Source organism: Exiguobacterium sp. HVEsp1, from assembly GCF_002009685.1.
Classification (GTDB): Bacteria; Bacillota; Bacilli; order Exiguobacteriales; family Exiguobacteriaceae; genus Exiguobacterium; species Exiguobacterium profundum.
In genome coordinates this window covers 2,052,193-2,071,117 of the sequence record NZ_KV917367.1, presented here as the reverse complement: position 1 = coordinate 2,071,117, position 18,925 = coordinate 2,052,193, and the positions used below count along the sequence as shown (strand labels likewise).

Below are 18,925 nucleotides of genomic sequence, written 5' to 3'. Positions count from 1 at the left end.
ACAGATGACCATTCATTTTGCCAGGATGACGGGACCAGAAATCGCGAATTATGTGACTTGGTTGATTGACGATTATGCAAAAGATGTCGCGCGCAACTATCAACTTCCGTTGGTGTTGGCGCAAGAGGAATCGACTCAATTGATTCGGAATCTTTTCCCAGACAATCAACCCGAGGATGGACAGACGATTGTTCATGTGATGAACGGAGACACTCGTGTCGGGATTTTGTGGTATGCGTTTCAAGCTGAATCGAAACGCATCTTCATTTATCACATTTTGATTGAAGAGACGTACCGTGGGCAAGGGTATGCGACAGCGGTGTTTGAGAAACTTGAAAAAGTGGTCTCAGAAGAACTTGGCGCAACATCCATTGGACTAAGTGTATTCGGTACGAATCCAGACGCACAGCGATTATATAAACGACTCGGATTCCAAGAAGCGTCCATCGCCATGAACAAACAGTTATGAGAGGAGTCGATATGAAACGTTACTTGAAGTGGCTTTTGGTCGGATTTGGTGTGATTGTGATTGGGGTGGCGGGGTTGGTATTTGCCTTTTATCGGTCGATGCAACCAGATCCCGATGAGGAAGCAAAAGTGATGAAGATGGCTGAATCATATGTACTCGAGCGATTCAAAGATGCTGAAGTGACAGAGGACGTATTATTCGACAACATGGGAAACTTTCCGTTTGAGTATGCGGCGATTGCGGTGGATTCGGTGACGGGAACGGAATTTTATGTTTACGAGAATGAATCGACCGGAGAAATCGTTGATACGTTTCTCTCATCCAAATGGGAAGATGCGGTCACAGAGGTGATTGAAGATTCGATTGATACGGCGTTTGGTGCAGACGTCACCTATGTCGTCCTATATGACGAAGAAAGTATCCGACAACTCGATGTCTCCTCGGCAAATCCAATCGCCTATCAGACAGCCGACGTTTCGCCGACAATCTTATTGACGCTTCATCGGGAGCCGGAAGCCGATGACGAAGAGCGCGTTCGAACGTGGATGTCTGCGTTACAAGAGAACGACATCCTGAAGCGAGCCGAGATTCGTGTCGACTATACCGCTAAAAACGAAGAACTTCTTGATGATGGTACTGGTTTAGATTTATCGTTTTAACAGTAATCCCACTTTCCGATTGGAAAGTGGGATTTGTTCAGTCAAACACTCGACTGATCCAGCGTTTGAAAAAGGGTTGGCCTGATTTTGTCACGCTATGATTGTCGAGCTCCACCTCTTCGATCGTCTCATTCGGAGACCTCAATTGAATCGTCATCTCGTCACCAAGCCCGGTCGTGACACCGCTCTCAAATTGAAGATTTCTTGTCACATAAGCATTTGCGTATAGAAGTCCACCTTTTTCATCCACTTGTACCTCCTGAATCGTATAGTGGAATTGCTCGACCCAATCTCGTTGACCGAGGAGGAGCCGGACGACGTCATCTTCGTGTGACAGTTTCGTTCGCTCGATATTCTCAAGAGGAGTATGCGCTTCAATCGCCTCTCGCTGCGCTTCTAAGATATCTTTGAAGTGATGTGTCGCAGCTTCTGTCGTCCATGCAGCGGAACCTGTCTTTGACTCGGTCGCATAATGGAAAAGAGCAAATCCAATCAAGGCGAATAACGCCACAACACCTACTCGTTTGAACTGTTTCATTGTCGAGCTCCTTCCATATAAAAGTCACATTGTAATGTAGTGTCATTTCAGACGATTCAACTTGAGATAATAGCCACATACTAAAGGGCATATTTGGTTAATCATTTTTATGTAATATATTCTTAACATTTAGTAAAAAATAGTTTACGCTGAACTTGAATACAATGAGGAGGCGATGGTGACGTTAAAAAATCAAATATTCTTCAGTCGTGCAAAGAAAGGCTGGACCCAGCAACAATTGGCTGATTCAGTCGGAGTAAGTCGTCAAACGATTATTGCACTTGAGAAAAACAAGTATAACCCGTCGCTCATCCTTGCGTTCAAAATTGCGGCGGTACTCGATGAAGAACTACCCGCATTATTTACATATGAGGAGGAGTGAAGATGGATCAAGTATTGCTGTATGGAATTCTTGTCTTGATTGTTGGTGTAATTGTTTCAGAACTTTATAAGGCGAACTTTGAACGAAAAATTGAATCACAAGACGAACGAGGGCGACAGATCGCCTTAAAAGTCAAATCGATTTCTTATTCGATGTTGTCAATCGGTGTCTATGTTGGTGTCGCCCTCGTCGCAATTTTTCAAGTTTTCGATCAATATTATTTCATCTACTTTGTCATGCTTGTCTTTTTCATACAAAGCATCGGATCGTCAATTTATCTTGCTGTGATTCGCAGGACATGACTTATCGACCGGTGATTTGATCCAACCAATTCGCGACCAAGTCCGCGCTGCCATCTTGGAACATAAATATGGATACCCCGACCATCACAAGCCCGACTAAAATCAATCCACCTTGTTTCGCGCTACTTGCAATCCCTCGCACGATGAGGATAATTCCCAACCCAAGCAAAAGAAAGTACCAAAATCCCATGAATATCCCTCCTTTTTCTAATTATTCTCATTTTAGTATGAATCGGTCGAGCAGGCTCTACATACTTAGACTGATTTATCTTTTAAAAAAGAAGGGTACATTACCTCTATGCGAATAATTAGGGGAGTGACCATTATGCGGAAAACGATTGTCATTGCGGGGGCGAGCGGCTATATCGGCTCGAACGTGATGGAGCAGCTAAAAGAAGAGTACGACATCATCGCGTTATCGCGATCAACGAAAAATAAAGAAGGTGAGGCCCATATCACATGGCGTGCCTGTGACTTATTTTCATATGAGGCAACCAAAGAAGCATGCGAGGGCGCGGATTACGCGATGTTCCTCGTGCACTCGATGATTCCGGACGGCGGCTTGACGCAAGCGACGTTCGAGGACATGGATGCGCTCATTGCGGACAACTTCGCCCGGGCGACGAAGGCGAACGACATCGAACAGATTGTCTATTTGAGCGGAATCATCCCGAAGCAAGAGAAGACGTTGTCGCGTCATTTGAAGAGTCGACTTGAGGTCGAACGCATCCTCGGCGGACAAGGAGTACCGGTAACGACGATTCGAGCTGGACTGATCATCGGTCCGGAAGGTTCGTCGTTCCCGATTTTAGCGAAGCTCGTCAAACGGTTGCCGACGATGATCTTGCCACGCTGGACGAAGACGGAGACACATCCGATCGACATCCGTGAAGCCGTTCAGGCGCTCATCTCGGTCGTCGGTGCCGAGTCGCTTTATGACCGTCATATCGACATCGGGGGTCCCGAGGTGATGACGTATCGGAAGATGATCGAACAGACAGCCGAAGTCATGGACAAGCGTCGCGTCTTGATCGACTTCCCGTTCCCGACAATCAAACTGTCGCGCCTGTGGGTCATGGCGGTCACGGGTGAACCGAAGGCGACCGTCTATCCGCTCGTCGAGAGCATGGGGCACGCGATGGTCGCAGAAGACACGGTCGAAGGTATCGGTCAGGGAGAGATTCCGTTCAAACAGGCGGTCGAACATGCGCTTGAGGAAGAAGAGAAGCAGTCCTCGGGCGGTAAGAAGAAAAAGCAACCGAAATCGTATACCGTCCGTTCGATTCAGCGGTTCGGTCTGCCGGAAGAAAAGTCGGCGCTTTGGATGGCGGACACGTACTTTGAGTGGCTCGGTCGTTTTATGTATCCGTTCATTCAGACGACGAAAGAAGACGATAATTGGGAGATTGCGCTGCTCGATCCGTCGTTCGTCGCGCTTCATCTATCGCTTGAACAGGAAGCGACGGACGATATGGCATCCTTTGCGATTGACGGGGGCAAGTTCGTCAAGTTAAGTGAAGAGGATCAGACAGGGCGTCTCGAGTTTAGACGCTTACCGGATTCGGATGAAGGACTCGTCGCCATCCATGAGTTCGTCCCAGCACTTCCGTGGTGGTTCTATACGAAGACACAGGCGAAAGCCCATCTCGCCGTCATGTGGTTATTCGGTCGTCATGTGAAGTTGCTGACGAAAGACGCGGAAGATGGCAATCAAGTCGTGGAGGCTCCGACGAATTGAAGGGAGACGCATCGAAAGGTGCGTCTTTTTCTTTTGTACATTCTGTTAACGTTTTTCTCAATCCGTTTACAAGCCCTCTTTCCAGGCGTACACTAAACTCGCTTTTGAACTGATTGGAAAGAAGGAATGTATGATGCAAGACTCACTCTCCACGCGTGAGATGTGGCAAAAGGACATCTCGGCCGGGATCACGGTCGGTGTCGTCGCCATCCCGCTCGCCATGGCATTCGCCATCGCCTCAGGCGTCCCGCCGGTGTATGGGCTCTACACGTCCATCTTCGCAGGAATCCTCGTCAGCCTGTTCGGAGGTTCGACGTTCCAAATTGCCGGACCGACGGGAGCGTTCATCCCGATCGTCTCGGGTGTCGTCCTCGCATACGGATATAAGGGATTGCTCGTCACGACCGTTCTCGCCGGAATGTTGCTGCTCCTCATGAGCGTGCTCCGGGTCGGACGGCTCATCCGGTTTATGCCCCGGGCCGTCACGATCGGTTTCACGGCCGGGATTGCCGTCGTCATCTTCGTCGACCAGCTCGATGAGTTGTTAGGGGTCACGTTTGAGAAGGCGCCACATTTTCACGAGAACTTGCTTCGCCTCGGTCAGGCGTTGCCCGAAGCGAGTCCTTGGCCGATCGTCATTGCCGGAATCGGCTTTTTGACGCTTTGGCTCGTCCCGAAGCTGCCGTTCCGTTTACCGCTTTTACTCATGGCGATGCTCGTCCCGACGTTCGTCAGTGTCCTCATCCCGGGTGAGGTCGCGACCATCGGAAGTGCCTACGGCGGCATCCCGAGCGGACTGCCGGAATTCAACTGGCTTGCGATCGACCTCGACCTGATCACAACACTCCTCCCGTCCGCGTTCGCCATCGCCTTCCTTGGCGCACTCGAGTCACTTCTTTCGGGAACGGTCGCCGACGGGATGGGGGGGACGAAGATGAAACCGGACAAGGAACTGTTCGGGCAAGGGCTCGCGAACGTGATCACACCGTTCTTCGGTGGGATCCCGTCGACAGGTGCCATCGCCCGGACGGCGACGAACATTCAGGCGGGAGCGGTCAGTCGACGTGCCGGGGTCATCCATGGGATCACGGTGCTCGTTGCGGTTCTCGTCCTCGCGCCGTTCGCGAGTTACGTACCACTCGCTGCACTCGCTCCGATCTTGATGCGGGTCGCCTGGAACATGTCCGAACGCCATCACGTGATGACGATGTTGCGTCATCGTTCATCCGAATCGCTCGTCCTTCTCGTCACGTTACTATTGACGGTATTCGTCGACTTGGTCGTCGCCGTCGAGGTCGGCGTCATCTGTGCGCTCGCGCTCTTCGCGAAACGAATGGCCGATACGATCGATGTGCGCGAACGGACAGAACGGTACGTCACGCGAGACGGCCAAATCGTCTTCAGTGTCGAAGGCCCGCTCTTCTTCGGTGCGGTCGAGTTGTTCGAGCACGTCCTCCATCACATCCATCGGGAACCGAACGTGTTCATCTTCAACTTTCATCGTTGCCCCGTCATCGACGTGACCGCGGTCGAAGAGTTGCGGCGTGTCATCACCGAACTGAAAGCGGCCGACCGGCACGTCATCTTCGCGCACCTGTCGCCATCGGTCCGCGCGACGCTTGCTCACTATGGGCTACTCGACGGGATCGAGACGTTCGAGACGACCCAAGAAGCGATCGAGGCGTCTTAACGAACGGACAAGATATCGCCAAACGGGACGCGCCGCACCTCGCCATCGAACAGCTCGACCTCGCGCTCGGCATAATAGATGGCGTGGACGTAGCCGCGCATGCTTGTCGTCAAGCCGTCTACGAACAAGGTCACCTCGACTTGGTCGCCTTCACGGATGGCCCGTTCGAGCTCGGTCTGCCAAAGATAGAGGAGCTGTTCGTCCAAGTCGGGCAGTTCAATCTTTTGGATTTGGGCATAATAACGTTTCAGTAGGGCGACGTGCTCGGGCATGAGAAATGGGATCCATTTTAACTCACCCCGGTCACGATAGCGGGTCTTGCTCATGAGGAATCGCCTCCTTGTTTATGTCCGCCGATTAGACGTTGGCGCGTCCGGAGCGGACTGTCTTTTAGTAGGCTCGACGCCGGTCGGATCGTGCCGCGACCGAACCGGACGTTCAGGCCGTCAATCAAATCGAGGAAGTCGAGCCGTTTCGCCTTCGCCCATTCGTCTTCGAAGAACGATAACTGGACGTGATCGCTCCGTGGCTCGAGCTTGCCGAGAGCGACCGAGACGTAACGGACGGCCTCCGTCTCTTCCCAGCCGTCTAAAAATAGCTGCAATAAGATCGGGAGAAACTCTTGCTCATCCGCTGTGAAGCGGGGGAGCTTCTTTTGTTTACTGAAGCCAGCCCGGTCGCTCGTCCGCGTATAGCGCACCCCGAGATGGATCGTCCCTCCGACGAGTCCCGCTTGCCTGGTTCGCATGCCGACTTCGACCGCGATCGCTTGTAAGACGAGCCGGATTGCGGAATACGTCGTGTAATCTTTCATGAGAGTGATACCGTGTCCGATCGACTTCGGTCGCGTCCGTTTCGCACCGAACAAAGAGCTCGCCGGCAGGATGGTCGGCGACTCGTCGATGCCCCAAGCATGATGCCAAAGTTCTGCACCGATGACACCGAACTTTTCATGAAGGGATTCGAGCGGATAACGGGCCAAATCCCCGATCGTCCAGATGCCGAGCCGCTGCAGGTGGACCGCCATTTTCGTGCCGACACCCCACATCTTCTCGATCGGCGCCGGATGGATGAGCCGTTCGACGTCTTGGAGAAGACACGTGGCGACCCCTTTCTTTTTCGCATGCAAATCGAGGACGAGCTTGGCGAGGACGTTGTTCGGTCCGATGCCGATGGTGACGGGAATGCCCGTATAGCGAAAAATCGTCGCACGCATGAGGTGGGCGACGTGCTCGTCACTTCCGAACAGTCGCTCCGTCCCCGTCATGTCGACGAGCGTCTCATCGATCGAATAGACGCGAATCGCCTCGGGCGGGGCGAACTGATGGAGGATGTGGATGATTTGGATGGAGACGTTCAAATAGTGACTCATCCGCGCCTCGGCATACAAAACGTCCCGTCGTTCGTGCCACGGGAGGCGGTCGATGTGGAAGCGGCGTGACCCGGTCTTGATGCCGAGCTGCTTCATCTTCGGGGTCGCAGCGAGGACGAGTGCCCCGCTGTCCTGCAGGTTCGAGAGGACGACGAGCTTCGTCTGATAAGGATTTTTGTTGCGCGCGGCACACTCGCAACTGGCATAGAACGAGACGCTGTCGATACAAAAGATTCGTCTGCGCATCGTCACCACTCCTTTTTTACGAACAAATGTTCTGTTTTTTTCATCGTAACATGGTCTCACGTCATCTCAAATAGTGAATTGAAAATATTTTTACAAATACTTTTTGAAAATTAACCAAAATTTATAGGTTTTCACGTGTCTAAAAACCAACTTTTAGGAAGTTTTCGTAAAAAAGTCTCCGAATTGGTTCGATTTTCGTTATAATAGACGAGTATGTAAGTGATGAATTGATAGAAAGATGGAGGCTATTAGTGTGATCCAATTTGTAAAACAGTTAACGAATGATCAAAGCCGGCGTTTGAAAGCGTACGAACGACGGGTCGCGCGTATTAATGAATTAGAGACAACGATGAAAGCCCTCTCGGATGACGAGATGCGTACATATACGGAGACGCTCAAAGCACGTCTCTTGGATGGAAAGAAAGTGGATGACATCGCAGAAGAAGGGTTCGCTCTCGTCCGCGAAGCGTCAGTCCGTGTGCTCGGCATGCGTCACTATGACGTCCAGCTCATCGGTGGGTTCGCCCTCCTCGAAGGGAACATCTCGGAGATGCCGACGGGGGAAGGGAAGACGCTCGTCGCCGCTTTGCCGAGTTACGTCAAGGCGCTCGAAGGAAAAGGCGTCCACGTCATCACGGTGAACGATTATTTGGCGAGACGTGATGCGGAACAGATCGGGAAGATCCACGACTTCCTCGGGTTGACGGTCGGTTTGAACGTCCCGGACATCGAAGCGGACGAGAAGCGTTCCGCATATCAGGCAGATATCACGTATGGGGTCGGGACAGAGTTCGGATTCGACTACTTGCGTGACAACCTTGTCCATAAGCCGGAAGAACGGGTCCAACGTCCGTTCCATTTCGCCATCGTCGATGAAGTCGACAGCATCTTGATCGATGAGGCGAAGACGCCGCTCATCATCGCGCAGAAGGACCGGTCACATATCCGGTTGAAACAGTTGGCGCAACAGATCATTTCTGAGTTCGAGGAAACCGACTATGAGGTCGACCTCGAGTCGAAATCTGCGACGTTCACAGAAGCAGGAATCGTCAAGATTGAAGAGCTGTTCGCCATCGATAACCTGTTCAGCGCCTCACACCAGGTGCTCTATCACTATCTCGTCCAGGCGCTCCGTGCGAACGTCTTGTTCGAGCTTGACGTCGACTATATCGTCCGTGAAGACAAGATCGAACTCATCGACTTGTTCACGGGACGCATCATGGAAGGTCGGAGCTTGTCAGAAGGGTTGCATCAGGCGCTCGAGGCGAAAGAAGGCGTCACCATCACCGAAGAGAACAAGACGACGGCGGAAATTACGATTCAGCACTATTTCCGCATGTATCCGCTCGTCGGTGGGATGACGGGGACGGCTCAGACGTCACGTCAAGAGTTCTTGAAGACGTACAACATGGACGTCGTCCAAGTGCCGACGAACCGCGAACGTCAACGTGTCGACCATCCGGACCGCATCTTCATGACGATCGAGCAAAAGTATGCGGCGGTCACTGAGAAAGTGGCAGAACTACATGCGACGGGACGTCCGGTCTTGATCGGGACGACCTCGATCGCACAATCGGAAGCCATCAGCAAGCATTTGAAGAAGAAGCGGATCGAGCATGACGTGTTGAACGCGAAGACGGTCGCTCAGGAAGCCGATATCATCGCGGACGCCGGTCAATTCGGCAAAGTGACGATTGCGACGAACATGGCCGGACGTGGAACGGACATCACGCTCGACGCAAAAGCGAAGGAAGCGGGCGGTCTCTTCGTCATCGGGACGGAGCGCCACGAGTCAAAACGTGTCGACAACCAGCTCCGCGGTCGTTCGGGGCGTCAAGGCGACCCGGGTGCGACCGAGTTCTTCGTCTCGCTCGAAGATGAGATCGTGAAACGTTATGCGGCGCAGAAACTAGAACGCGTGGAGAAGAAGTTGAAGCCGAGTGCGACAGGTGAGGTCTCAACGAAAGATGCGATCGAGATTATCGAATATGCGCAGACGACGATTGAAGGACTCGGCGTCTCGATTCGGGACTACTTGTTCAAACTCGATGACGTCTTGAACGAACAACGGAATATCATCTATACGATTCGTAACCAGGCCGTCAACGCCGATGCGGATGCCATCACGAAAAACGTCCTCGGCATGATGCGTCTCGCCCTCGAGAACAGCATCGATATGCATGTGTCGGATGAACTCGTGCCTGAGGAATGGCCAATCGATGAGTTGAAAGATGATTTACGCTACTTGACGATGCAGGAGCCGACATGGGCAAAAGACATCGCCGATACGCGTGAACTGAAGGATGCTTTAAACGACTGGATGGAGACGATCATCGCTGCGACGGCGTCGCGCCTCGAACAGGACGACATCGTCCTCTTCGCCAAAGAGTCGCTTCTCCGCGCCGTCGACATGAAGTGGACGGACCATTTGACGACGATGAGCGGATTGAAAGAAGGGATCGGGCTTCGCAGCTACGGTCAGGAAGACCCGAGCCGTCAGTTCGGAAAAGAAGGACTGGAAATCTTCGAACAGACGTATATCAATATCGCCCGGGATGTGACGACGGAACTATGCCAGCTCGACCGTTATTTCGCTGAGATGGCAGAGGAGGAAGTATAATGTTAGGATTTCGTAAACGTAAACAGATTGAGACAGGAAATAAAGAGGAAGGGCGCCAATTGACGCTCGTCATCGACGACGCGATGGGGATTCCGAAAGAGGACGAGTACGTCTTCCGTTATCATGCGAAACGACTTCCACCACTTCTCGATAATCAGCTCTCGATTGAGTTATTGAACGTCGAGTCGATCGGGCATGACTTGTCGATCGTGGCGTTGTTCCGCAACACGCTTCCGAGCTCGTTCGAGATCAACGAATTGCCGGTCCTCTTGCTAGACGCGAATAACGTCCCAATCGGACGGAAGGTCCTCGGACGTTCTGAACTGCCGAGCTTTGAGGCGTGGACGAGCAAGCCGGTTTATTTGGACTTCTTCTTGGATGAGATGTTCGGGGAAGTGGAGTCGTACGACTCGCTCCGACTCGTCTTCCAAATGAACCCGATCGACCCGCTTCAGCCCGTGTCACCGGGAGAAGAGACGAAGTTCTCGACACGTGCATGGCAACAGCTCATGCGGACGAACATCTCGACGCCGCCAGTCGGGGAGAACGAGTTCAACTTGATGCTCGTATCGGTGGAGAAGGAAGAGACGGACGTCACGGCGACGATTCTCCTTCGCAACGGCTACGACCGCCATTTGAACGTCGAGAAGCTCCCGCTTGAACTCGTGAGTGGGGAGGACGTGGTCGGCTTCACGATGATTCGTCTTGAAGAGCCGGTTCACGGGAAACATGCGTACCCGGTATCGGTCACATTTGAAGAAATTGAAGGCGATGGACCGTTCACTGTTCGTATCAAACAATAATAGGAGGATAGACCTAATTTTTGTAAAGGAAATTAGGTCTATTTTTATACAAAATTTTAATAGGAGGGAAAGACGGCTGGTGTTATATTGAATATGGTTAGACAATTATCAACCAGAAAAAGGGGACAATCACATGAAAACCGCATTGAAATGGTCGATCGCGACCGCGCTCGTGTTACCAACCGTTTTGCCACTACAGGCACCGAACGTCTTGGCAGAAGTGGACGAGGATATCGTCAAGCTCCGTTTCTTAGAGACGACAGACTTACATACGAACATCACGAACTACGACTACTTCCAAGACAAGGTCGACAACACAATCGGGTTGACGAAAGTCGCGACACTCATCAAGGAACATCGTGGAGCCGCTGGGGAAACGAACACATTCTTGTTCGATAACGGGGACACGATTCAAGGGACACCGTTTGGCGATTACGTCCGTGAGAGCCAAGTCGATAAAAATGAAGCGTTCGAACATCCGATGTACAAGGCGATGGCGGCACTCAACTACGATGCCGTCACACTCGGGAACCATGAATTCAACTTCGGTCTCGCATTCTTATACAACGCGATGGAAGGGTCGAAAGGGAAACTGCGTTTTGTCAACTCGAACGTCAAAGATTTAGAAGGCAACCCGATCGTCTCGAAGTTCAACGTGGATGGACAAGAGGTCCAAATCATCGAACGAACGGTCACAGACTTGGATGGGGAAACGCATACGATCAAAGTCGGCGTATTCGGAGTCGTCCCTCCGAAAATCATGTCATGGGATTCGGGGAACCTTCAAGGCCGTGTGACGGCAGAGGATATCATCCCGTCCGCACGTGAAGCGGTTCAAAAATTGAAAGACCGGGGAGCGGACGTCGTCGTCGCCCTCGCGCACTCAGGCATCGGTGACAGTGCGGCGCTCGCGGACGAACAACTCGACAGCGAAGAGAACGTCGGATACGCGCTCACGAAGATTGACGGACTCGACATGGTCATGACGGGGCACCAACACGGTCGCTTCCCGGATGCGAAAGGCATGTTCGCCTCATTCCCGAACGTCGACATGACAAAAGGGACGATCAATGGCAAACCGGTCGTCATGGCGAACAACCAAGGGAAGGACCTCGGCGTCATCGATTTTGAACTTGAACTCGTAGAAGGGAAATGGCAAATCGTCGATGCGTCAGCAGCACTCGATACGGTGACGGCTGATACGGCGGTCGACCCGACGATTCAAGCGTTGATCGAAGACGACCACTTGGCGACGATCGACTACATCAACCAACCGGTCGGTGAGATTCAAGATGACATCCAGAGCTACTTCGCACTCGTCCGTGATGATGCATCGGTTCAGTTCGTGACGAACGCACAGAAGTGGTATGTCGAGAAAGAGCTTGAAACGAACCCGGAACTTTCTGCATATAAAGAGTTGCCACTCTTGTCAGCAGGCGCACCGTTCAAAGCGGGTGGACGTGAATTGACAGATGCAAGCTACTATACGAATATCCCGAAAGGGCAAATTGCTTTGAAAAACGTCGCGGACCTTTACGTGTATCCGAACACGCTCGAAGTCGTCAAAGTGACAGGAAAAGATGTCATGGATTGGCTCGAGATGTCAGCGGGTGCGTTTGACCAAATCGAAGAAGATGGCGAAAACTTACTCAACCTTCAATTCCGTAGCTACAACTTCGATATTCTCGACGGTTTGACGTATGAGATCGATGTCACAGGTCCTGCGAAGTTCGATGTCGGCGGAAAGCTCGTCAACGAAAACGCGAATCGCGTGAAGAACGTCGAGTACAATGGACAACCGATCAAGATGGACCAAGAGTTCTTAGTCGCGACGAACAACTATCGCGCAGGTTCTTCATCGTTCCCAGGCCTTGGTGGCGGGAAGAACATCGTCTATCGCTCAGCGTATGAGACACGTAACGTCATCTCGGACTACATTGTCGAAAGTAAAGACAAGTTGGACTACAAAGCCGACAACAACTGGAAGATTGTCGCAGACGCGAAACGTTCGGTGACATTTGAAACAGCGGATGCGGGTAAGCAGTACTTGAACCTTTACGAAGGTATCAAAGCGACGGACGCGACGCGTGAAGATGCGGCAGGTCGCCTCTTCCGGACCTATACGGCAGAGCTCGAAGTGGCGCCAACTGACTTGACGCTCGCGGTCGATGTCATCAAACCGGGTGCAAAAGTCGTGACTGGGAAGACGGCTCCATCTGCAAACGTGACATTAAAAGATGGCAAAACGGTTCTCGCCACGACGACAGCCGATGCAGAAGGCATGTACCGTTTGACGGTCAAACCACTCAAACTCCGTCAGTCATTGACGATTGAAAGCGAATTGAATGGGAAGACGCTGACGGAAACGAAAGTCGTCGGTGCAGGTTTTGTCGGAACGCCAGCTATCTCGAAACGTTTGACGTATGCCAATACGCCAGTACTGAAGGGAACGTCTTCGCCAGGTGCGAAAATGGTGTTGAAGCGGGACGGAAAACGAATCGCCTATGCGACGGCAGATGCATCTGGTAAATTCGAATTCACGAAGCGTGCTGGTTTCGTTGCGGCAAGCTATGAAATCGAAGCGAAAGATGTTTCTGGTAAAGTGGTTGAATCCGAGTCATTTGTGATTGAGAAACCTAAGATGGTGACGCCGAAGAACACGAAAGGCGTGAAAGCGGGTACGCGTGCCTTGATCGGGAAAACGACACCAGGCGCGACGGTCCTCTTGAAAGACGCCAAAGGCAAGCAAGTCGCAAAAGTGAAGGCGAGCTGGGCTGGTACGTATACGTTCACATTCAAAAAAGGCCTTGCGAAAGGGACGTACAAAGTCATCGCGAGTGACTACGATGGTTCTGGCGCAAAACAATCAACTTTCAACTTGAAATAAGTACAGAACGACGTCCGAATCGGGCGTCGTTTTTTGTCGAAGAAAAGTGTCTAAAATGTGAATGAAAGCCCTTACATTATCATCTAGTCTTATGTATAATCAAACATGTAATCGGTTACATGACACGTGTAAACCGAAGAGCTGATGGGATTCGGCTACATATGTACGGAAAAGGGGACTGACAGATGATTACATTCTTCGTCGCACTCGCACTACTTTTGGTCGGGTATTTAGTATATGGTCGTTACGTCGAGAAGACGTTCGGCATCAAGGAAGAGCGGACGACGCCCGCCTATGCGTCTCAGGACGGCATCGACTACGTGCCGATGGGCAAAAAACGGAACTCGATGATTCAATTGCTCAACATCGCCGGTGTCGGACCAATCTTTGGACCAATCATGGGGGCGCTCTACGGACCGGTCGCCTTCCTTTGGATCGTCTTCGGATCGATCTTTGCCGGTGCGGTTCACGACTATTTGACAGGAATGATTTCCCTTCGAAACAACGGGGCACACTTGCCACAACTGGCGGAAAAGTTTCTCGGGCGTTCGCTTCGCCATATCGTCAACGGGTTTGCACTCTTACTCTTACTTCTTGTCGGGACGGTGTTCGTCACGTCTCCGAGTAACATGATCAACAACTTGTTCGATGGGAACGCATCGACGCTCACCATCGTCATCTTCGCCGTATTCGCTTACTACATCTTGGCGACGCTTCTCCCGGTCGATAAGATTATCGGACGTATCTACCCGTTCTTCGGGGCGCTACTCGTCATCAGTGCCATCGGGATTGCGGTCAGCTTGTTCGCTCAAGGATACAAGATTCCAGAGATGACATTGACGAACATGCATCCGGACGGCTTACCGATCTGGCCGCTCCTCTTCTTCACGATCTCGTGTGGGGCGCTCTCTGGTTTCCATGCGACACAGTCACCGATCATTTCGCGGACGACGATGAAAGAAAGCAACGGTCGTGAAATCTTCTACGGCATGATGATCGCCGAAGCGGTCATCGCGATGATTTGGGCTGGAGCGGCGATGGCCATCTTTGAGCCGGGTGAATTACTTGGACTCATCAGTGCGGGCACTCCGGCACTCGTCGTGCAAGAAGTGGCGACACTCATGCTCGGCAGCATCGGCGGGACACTCGCGATTCTCGGAGTCATCGTCTTACCGATCACGTCAGGCGATACGGCATTCCGTAGCGCACGGATGATTATCGCGGACTACATGTCGATCGCACAGAAGAAGTTCTCGTCACGTCTTTGGATCGCGCTTCCACTCTTCGCGATCTCATACGTGCTCACGAACATGGACTTCCAAATGCTTTGGCAATACTTCAACTGGGCGAACCAGACGACAGCGGTCATCGCACTGTTCGTCGGGGCGATGTACCTTTACATTAAAGGGCGCAATCACTATATCGCGCTCCTTCCGGGGACGTTCATGTTATATGCAGTCTGGTTCTACATCTTGACGGCGCCAATCGGCTTCAAGCTGGACGGAGTCCTTCCGTACGTCATCTCGACACTCGGCACGTTGACGCTTCTTGTCTTGTTCCACAAACGGGCACGCGCGATGCGAGCAGCGCAAATGGAATGTGACGTTCCGGTGAAAGAAGTCGCATAATCTCGACACGGGCTAATCGGTAGCCCGTGTTTTTGATTGCGTTCAAATCGGGAAATGTCCATACTAGAAGGAACATTTATGGAAGGTGGGAGCACATGAAACAAGAGCAACTCAAAGAGATGCTCCATGCCGACACGCTCGGGGAAGAGATTGCGAGCGCGGTCACGCACGGCCTGGGAGTCATCTTCAGCATCGTCGCCCTCGTCCTGCTCGTCATGAGCGCGACAGAGAGTGGGAGCACATGGAACGTCACCGCGGTCAGTGTGTTCGGGGCATCGATGATTTTACTCTATCTCTTCTCGACGCTCATGCACGCCATTCCGCATCCACGGGCGAAGCGGGTGTTGCAAGTGTTCGACCATGCGGGGATTTACTTACTCATCGCCGGAAGTTATACGCCGTTCGCCCTCGTGACCCTTCACGGGACGCTCGGCTGGACGTTATTCGGGATCGTGTGGGGTGTGGCAATTCTCGGGATTGTGTGGAAACTATTTTCGACCGGAAAGTACATGTGGGTGTCCAATGTGACATACCTCGCACTTGGCTGGATCTGCATCATCGCCATCCGTCCGTTGTATGAATCACTCGGTCATCAAGGGTTCATGCTTCTTCTCGCAGGAGGGATCGCCTATTCGGTCGGTATCGTGTTTTACGTGTGGCAAAAACTGCCGTTCAACCATGCCATTTGGCACTTGTTCGTCCTAGCGGGAAGCGTGTTCATCTTCCTCAGTATTTTACTCTATGTCGCACCTTCGACAAGCCTATAAGACAGCCGTCCTACGGGACGTCTGTCTTTTTTGAAAAGTTGGGAAGAAAGTGCTGCAAACGGTTACAAAAATACAGACGAAATGACGTTTGTGTGTCATAATAATTGCAGACATCATCATAGAGATAGATGGGTGTAAAAGTAAGGGGGAAAATCAGATGGAAAAAGTGTTGCGCGATGGATTTATCTACATGTCACAAAACAAAACACTCAACAGTTTGGCAAAGAAATATGGCCTACGATTTGGTGCATCACGCTTTGTAGCAGGGGAAGACTTTAAGGCTTCTGTCCCGACGATTCGCGAATTGAACGCGAAAGGGTTGTCGGTCACGGTCGATCATCTCGGGGAATTTATTAAGACGGTCGAAGAGGCGAATACGAATCGCGACGAGATCATGCGTGCGATTGAAATTATGGCAGAAGAGCAATTAGACGCCTATATGTCACTCAAGCTGACGTCACTCGGATTCGATATCTCGGACGAGTTGATTGAAGACAACATGCGTCAAATTTTGACGGTCGCACAACGAGTCGGGGTCTTTGTGGCCATCGATATGGAAGATGAGCAGCGTTGTGAAAAGACGCTCGAATTGTTCAAAAAGCTGAAAGCTGAATTCGACGGTCTCGGAACGGTCATCCAGTCGTACTTGTACCGCTCGGAAGATGACATCAATCATCTTGCGCCGCTCAAGCCGAACCTCCGCATTGTCAAAGGGGCATATAAAGAGCCGGCGACGGTCGCGTTCCCTGAAAAAGAGGACGTGGACCATAACTACGTGAAGCTCGTCAAACTCCATCTTGCGAACGGGAACTACGCATCCATCGCGACACACGATGACCATATGATTGACGCCATCATCGAGCACGTCAAAGAGAACAACATTCCACTCGACCAGTTCGAGTTCCAGATGTTATACGGCATCCGCGTCGAGCGTCAACTCGAGCTCGTGCGCCAAGGATACAAAGTCCGTGTCTACGTGCCATACGGTCGTGACTGGTACGGTTACTTCATGCGCCGTCTCGCAGAGCGCCCGGCAAACGTGGCGTTCGTGTTAAAGGGAATGGTGAAGAAATAAAATGAGCACGAACATTCGTCGAGGATGTTCGTGCTTTTTGATGTATGGATAACGTCGATACATTCGGTCTTCTATGTAGCGGAGGTGTTACGATTTCTTGTTCTCGTCCTCACTTACCCAAAAATCTGGACCGATTTGATTGGACAGCCAAAAGAAAAGTTCCTGATGTTCTTCTGGATGCACATCACGTAGAGCACCTGGATTGAATATATACTGTTTATTTTGAATTAAATCTTCTCGGATGAAATCAGTCATATGGTACGGACCATATCCGTAGGAAGTATTTACGTCAGGCGGAGGATTTTCTTCCATTCGAATAGACATATGTGTTTGCGCTAAAAATGTAAACATTCGCGCAAGGGCGAGATAGCCTTCAGCGTTGCCGACGAAGTTGACGCCTGATTCATTCAAATTGATTTCCATCTTGGCATCATGGTCAAAATGCGGGTCGAACTCTAAAATATCTTCGTCGTGCTCTTCGTCATACACATCATCATTGTATGGGTTTGTCATTGACTAGCCTCCATATTTACCTATTTATGATTAGTATACTTGATGTACGACGTAGATGGTCATGTTGTTTTTCAGTGGTCCGTCGGCGCCATGACTCATGCAGGAAAGCAATCAGACGAAGACCCCGCAGTGCCGGGAACGGCGCGAGGAGGCTTCGGGATTGCCTGCTGAAAGCATGGGCGCCGAAAGGACGTACTGCACAAAAGAAGACTCAGCTACGAACTGAGTCTTCAATCAATTATCCGTTAATCACGGTACCACCGTTGACGTGAATGACTTGACCACTGACGTACGTCGAATCATCGCTTGCGAGATAGACATACGCCGGTGCGAGTTCGGCCGGTTGCCCCGGTCGTTTCATCTCTGCTGAATCGCCGAACGATTTCACTTTCTCCGCGTCAAACGTTGACGGGATGAGCGGTGTCCAAATCGGTCCCGGGGCGACCCCGTTGACGCGAATCTTCTTGTCCGCCAAGTTTTTGGCGAGCGAGCGGGTGAATGCCGTGATGGCACCTTTCGTCGACGCATAGTCAATCAATTGGTCGTTTCCTTCATAGGCTGTGATCGAGGTCGTATTGATGATGCTCGCTCCTTCTTTTAAGTAGGGGAGCGCTGCTTTCGTTAAGTAGAACATGCTGAAGATATTCGTGCGGAACGTCTTCTCGAGTTGTTCATCTGATATATCGAGGAGCGACTCCTGTGGATGCTGCTCGGCGGCGTTGTTGACGAGGATGTCGATCCGGCCGAACGTCTCGAGCGTCTCTTCGACGACTCGTTGACAGAAAGAAGATTCTCCGAGATCGCCTTGAAGCAAGAGACAGGCTTGACCTAAGTCCTCAATCCGTTCTTTTGTCGCTTCCGCGTCCTCGAGTTCGTTTTGATCCTTATAGACGATGACGGAGTTCGCACCTTCGTGGGCGAAAAAGATGGCGACCGACTTTCCGATTCCGGAATCCCCACCGGTGATGATGGCGACCTTATCTTTTAACTTGTCACTTCCTTTATAATCTTCTCGTTCATAAATGGGGAAGGGCTCCATCTTCGAATCGATTCCCGGTTGGTGTGCCTGTTCTTGTGCCTTCTTTTTGAATGCCTCAAAATCTTTTCGACTGCCTACGGTGTTCAGACGATTATCGCGCATGTATACATTCCCCTTTCTGAATTTGACTCTTTTTGTCTATACCACACCCATTGAAAACTAATCGCTCATTCAAAAAATGGAATGAAATTGAAAAA

General features: G+C 51.4%; 18 protein-coding genes. 12 read left to right on the top strand and 6 right to left on the bottom strand.

Features of this window, described 5'->3' with window-relative positions; genetic code table 11:
• The first annotated feature begins 4 nt into the window (after window positions 1–4).
• Window positions 5–469 (top strand): GNAT family N-acetyltransferase, encoded by a 465-nt coding sequence (locus BV910_RS10620; protein WP_078147292.1) that lies wholly within the window; start codon window positions 5–7, stop codon window positions 467–469.
• A gap of 11 nt (window positions 470–480) precedes the next feature.
• Entirely contained in the window at window positions 481–1,128 is a 648-nt protein-coding gene (locus BV910_RS10615; protein ID WP_078147291.1) for a hypothetical protein, read from the top strand.
• 37 nt (window positions 1,129–1,165) lie between these two features.
• On the opposite strand, the gene BV910_RS10610 is transcribed toward BV910_RS10615, so the two are convergent.
• Window positions 1,166–1,666 carry a hypothetical protein gene (locus BV910_RS10610; RefSeq protein WP_078147290.1) on the bottom strand — a complete coding sequence of 167 codons (501 nt, stop codon included), beginning with the start codon at window positions 1,664–1,666 and terminating at the stop codon, window positions 1,166–1,168.
• Between the two features lie 175 nt (window positions 1,667–1,841).
• On the opposite strand from BV910_RS10610, the gene BV910_RS10605 reads away from it, so the two are divergent.
• On the top strand, window positions 1,842–2,048 hold the full coding sequence (locus BV910_RS10605; protein ID WP_031422895.1) for a helix-turn-helix transcriptional regulator: 207 nt from the start codon (window positions 1,842–1,844) through the stop codon (window positions 2,046–2,048).
• 2 nt (window positions 2,049–2,050) lie between these two features.
• Window positions 2,051–2,350, top strand: a complete 300-nt coding sequence (locus tag BV910_RS10600; RefSeq protein WP_078147289.1) for a hypothetical protein — start codon at window positions 2,051–2,053, stop codon at window positions 2,348–2,350.
• Between the two features lies 1 nt (window position 2,351).
• On the opposite strand, the gene BV910_RS10595 is transcribed toward BV910_RS10600, so the two are convergent.
• Entirely contained in the window at window positions 2,352–2,540 is a 189-nt protein-coding gene (locus tag BV910_RS10595) for a hypothetical protein (RefSeq protein WP_012726888.1), read from the bottom strand.
• A gap of 135 nt (window positions 2,541–2,675) precedes the next feature.
• On the opposite strand from BV910_RS10595, the gene BV910_RS10590 reads away from it, so the two are divergent.
• Window positions 2,676–4,088: an NAD-dependent epimerase/dehydratase family protein gene (locus BV910_RS10590; RefSeq protein ID WP_078147288.1), complete on the top strand. Its 1,413-nt coding sequence runs from the start codon at window positions 2,676–2,678 to the stop codon at window positions 4,086–4,088.
• 133 nt (window positions 4,089–4,221) lie between these two features.
• Window positions 4,222–5,778 (top strand): SulP family inorganic anion transporter, encoded by a 1,557-nt coding sequence (locus tag BV910_RS10585; RefSeq protein WP_240499840.1) that lies wholly within the window; start codon window positions 4,222–4,224, stop codon window positions 5,776–5,778.
• Here the strand turns inward: BV910_RS10585 and BV910_RS10580 are convergent.
• Both BV910_RS10580 and BV910_RS10575 read right to left on the bottom strand, forming a co-directional pair.
• On the bottom strand, window positions 5,775–6,104 hold the full coding sequence (locus BV910_RS10580) for a YolD-like family protein (RefSeq protein ID WP_078147286.1): 330 nt from the start codon (window positions 6,102–6,104) through the stop codon (window positions 5,775–5,777). The genes BV910_RS10585 and BV910_RS10580 overlap by 4 nt on opposite strands.
• Window positions 6,101–7,396, bottom strand: a complete 1,296-nt coding sequence (locus BV910_RS10575) for a Y-family DNA polymerase (protein WP_078147285.1) — start codon at window positions 7,394–7,396, stop codon at window positions 6,101–6,103. The genes BV910_RS10580 and BV910_RS10575 overlap by 4 nt, the downstream gene beginning before the upstream one ends.
• Before the next feature lie 253 nt (window positions 7,397–7,649).
• Between BV910_RS10575 and secA2 the strand changes: the two genes are divergently transcribed.
• From secA2 to BV910_RS10545, 6 genes are all read left to right on the top strand, one after another.
• The gene (gene secA2 / locus BV910_RS10570) at window positions 7,650–10,016 is read left to right on the top strand and encodes an accessory Sec system translocase SecA2 (protein ID WP_078147284.1); all 2,367 of its coding nucleotides are present in this window, start codon (window positions 7,650–7,652) and stop codon (window positions 10,014–10,016) included.
• A complete protein-coding gene (locus BV910_RS10565) occupies window positions 10,016–10,819 on the top strand; it encodes an SLAP domain-containing protein (RefSeq protein ID WP_047795105.1) in 804 nt (267 codons plus the stop codon). The genes secA2 and BV910_RS10565 overlap by 1 nt, the downstream gene beginning before the upstream one ends.
• A 133-nt stretch (window positions 10,820–10,952) precedes the next feature.
• Complete coding sequence (locus tag BV910_RS10560; protein WP_078147283.1) at window positions 10,953–13,706, top strand: bifunctional 2',3'-cyclic-nucleotide 2'-phosphodiesterase/3'-nucleotidase; 2,754 nt, start codon at window positions 10,953–10,955, stop codon at window positions 13,704–13,706.
• 185 nt (window positions 13,707–13,891) lie between these two features.
• The gene (locus BV910_RS10555) at window positions 13,892–15,334 is read left to right on the top strand and encodes a carbon starvation CstA family protein (RefSeq protein ID WP_078147282.1); all 1,443 of its coding nucleotides are present in this window, start codon (window positions 13,892–13,894) and stop codon (window positions 15,332–15,334) included.
• A gap of 95 nt (window positions 15,335–15,429) precedes the next feature.
• Entirely contained in the window at window positions 15,430–16,101 is a 672-nt protein-coding gene (trhA, locus tag BV910_RS10550; RefSeq protein WP_012726872.1) for a PAQR family membrane homeostasis protein TrhA, read from the top strand.
• A gap of 157 nt (window positions 16,102–16,258) precedes the next feature.
• Complete coding sequence (locus tag BV910_RS10545; protein WP_078147281.1) at window positions 16,259–17,176, top strand: proline dehydrogenase family protein; 918 nt, start codon at window positions 16,259–16,261, stop codon at window positions 17,174–17,176.
• An 87-nt stretch (window positions 17,177–17,263) separates the two neighbouring features.
• Here BV910_RS10545 and BV910_RS10540 read toward each other — a convergent pair whose 3' ends face one another.
• The gene (locus tag BV910_RS10540; protein WP_078147280.1) at window positions 17,264–17,689 is read right to left on the bottom strand and encodes a hypothetical protein; all 426 of its coding nucleotides are present in this window, start codon (window positions 17,687–17,689) and stop codon (window positions 17,264–17,266) included.
• Window positions 17,690–17,927: 238 nt separating this feature from the next.
• Complete coding sequence (locus BV910_RS10535) at window positions 17,928–18,830, bottom strand: SDR family oxidoreductase (RefSeq protein ID WP_078147279.1); 903 nt, start codon at window positions 18,828–18,830, stop codon at window positions 17,928–17,930.
• Window positions 18,831–18,925: the final 95 nt, after the last annotated feature.

What these genes read in the sequence shown, in the direction of transcription:
- BV910_RS10620 (WP_078147292.1), top strand. Translation starts at nt 5, where the DNA reads ATGACCATTCATTTTGCCAGGATGACGGGACCAGAAATCGCGAATTAT.
- BV910_RS10615 (WP_078147291.1), top strand. Translation starts at nt 481, where the DNA reads ATGAAACGTTACTTGAAGTGGCTTTTGGTCGGATTTGGTGTGATTGTG.
- BV910_RS10610 (WP_078147290.1), bottom strand. Translation starts at nt 1,666, where the DNA reads ATGAAACAGTTCAAACGAGTAGGTGTTGTGGCGTTATTCGCCTTGATT.
- BV910_RS10605 (WP_031422895.1), top strand. Translation starts at nt 1,842, where the DNA reads ATGGTGACGTTAAAAAATCAAATATTCTTCAGTCGTGCAAAGAAAGGC.
- BV910_RS10600 (WP_078147289.1), top strand. Translation starts at nt 2,051, where the DNA reads ATGGATCAAGTATTGCTGTATGGAATTCTTGTCTTGATTGTTGGTGTA.
- BV910_RS10595 (WP_012726888.1), bottom strand. Translation starts at nt 2,540, where the DNA reads ATGGGATTTTGGTACTTTCTTTTGCTTGGGTTGGGAATTATCCTCATC.
- BV910_RS10590 (WP_078147288.1), top strand. Translation starts at nt 2,676, where the DNA reads ATGCGGAAAACGATTGTCATTGCGGGGGCGAGCGGCTATATCGGCTCG.
- BV910_RS10585 (WP_240499840.1), top strand. Translation starts at nt 4,222, where the DNA reads ATGCAAGACTCACTCTCCACGCGTGAGATGTGGCAAAAGGACATCTCG.
- BV910_RS10580 (WP_078147286.1), bottom strand. Translation starts at nt 6,104, where the DNA reads ATGAGCAAGACCCGCTATCGTGACCGGGGTGAGTTAAAATGGATCCCA.
- BV910_RS10575 (WP_078147285.1), bottom strand. Translation starts at nt 7,396, where the DNA reads ATGCGCAGACGAATCTTTTGTATCGACAGCGTCTCGTTCTATGCCAGT.
- BV910_RS10565 (WP_047795105.1), top strand. Translation starts at nt 10,016, where the DNA reads ATGTTAGGATTTCGTAAACGTAAACAGATTGAGACAGGAAATAAAGAG.
- BV910_RS10560 (WP_078147283.1), top strand. Translation starts at nt 10,953, where the DNA reads ATGAAAACCGCATTGAAATGGTCGATCGCGACCGCGCTCGTGTTACCA.
- BV910_RS10555 (WP_078147282.1), top strand. Translation starts at nt 13,892, where the DNA reads ATGATTACATTCTTCGTCGCACTCGCACTACTTTTGGTCGGGTATTTA.
- trhA (WP_012726872.1), top strand. Translation starts at nt 15,430, where the DNA reads ATGAAACAAGAGCAACTCAAAGAGATGCTCCATGCCGACACGCTCGGG.
- BV910_RS10545 (WP_078147281.1), top strand. Translation starts at nt 16,259, where the DNA reads ATGGAAAAAGTGTTGCGCGATGGATTTATCTACATGTCACAAAACAAA.
- BV910_RS10540 (WP_078147280.1), bottom strand. Translation starts at nt 17,689, where the DNA reads ATGACAAACCCATACAATGATGATGTGTATGACGAAGAGCACGACGAA.
- BV910_RS10535 (WP_078147279.1), bottom strand. Translation starts at nt 18,830, where the DNA reads ATGCGCGATAATCGTCTGAACACCGTAGGCAGTCGAAAAGATTTTGAG.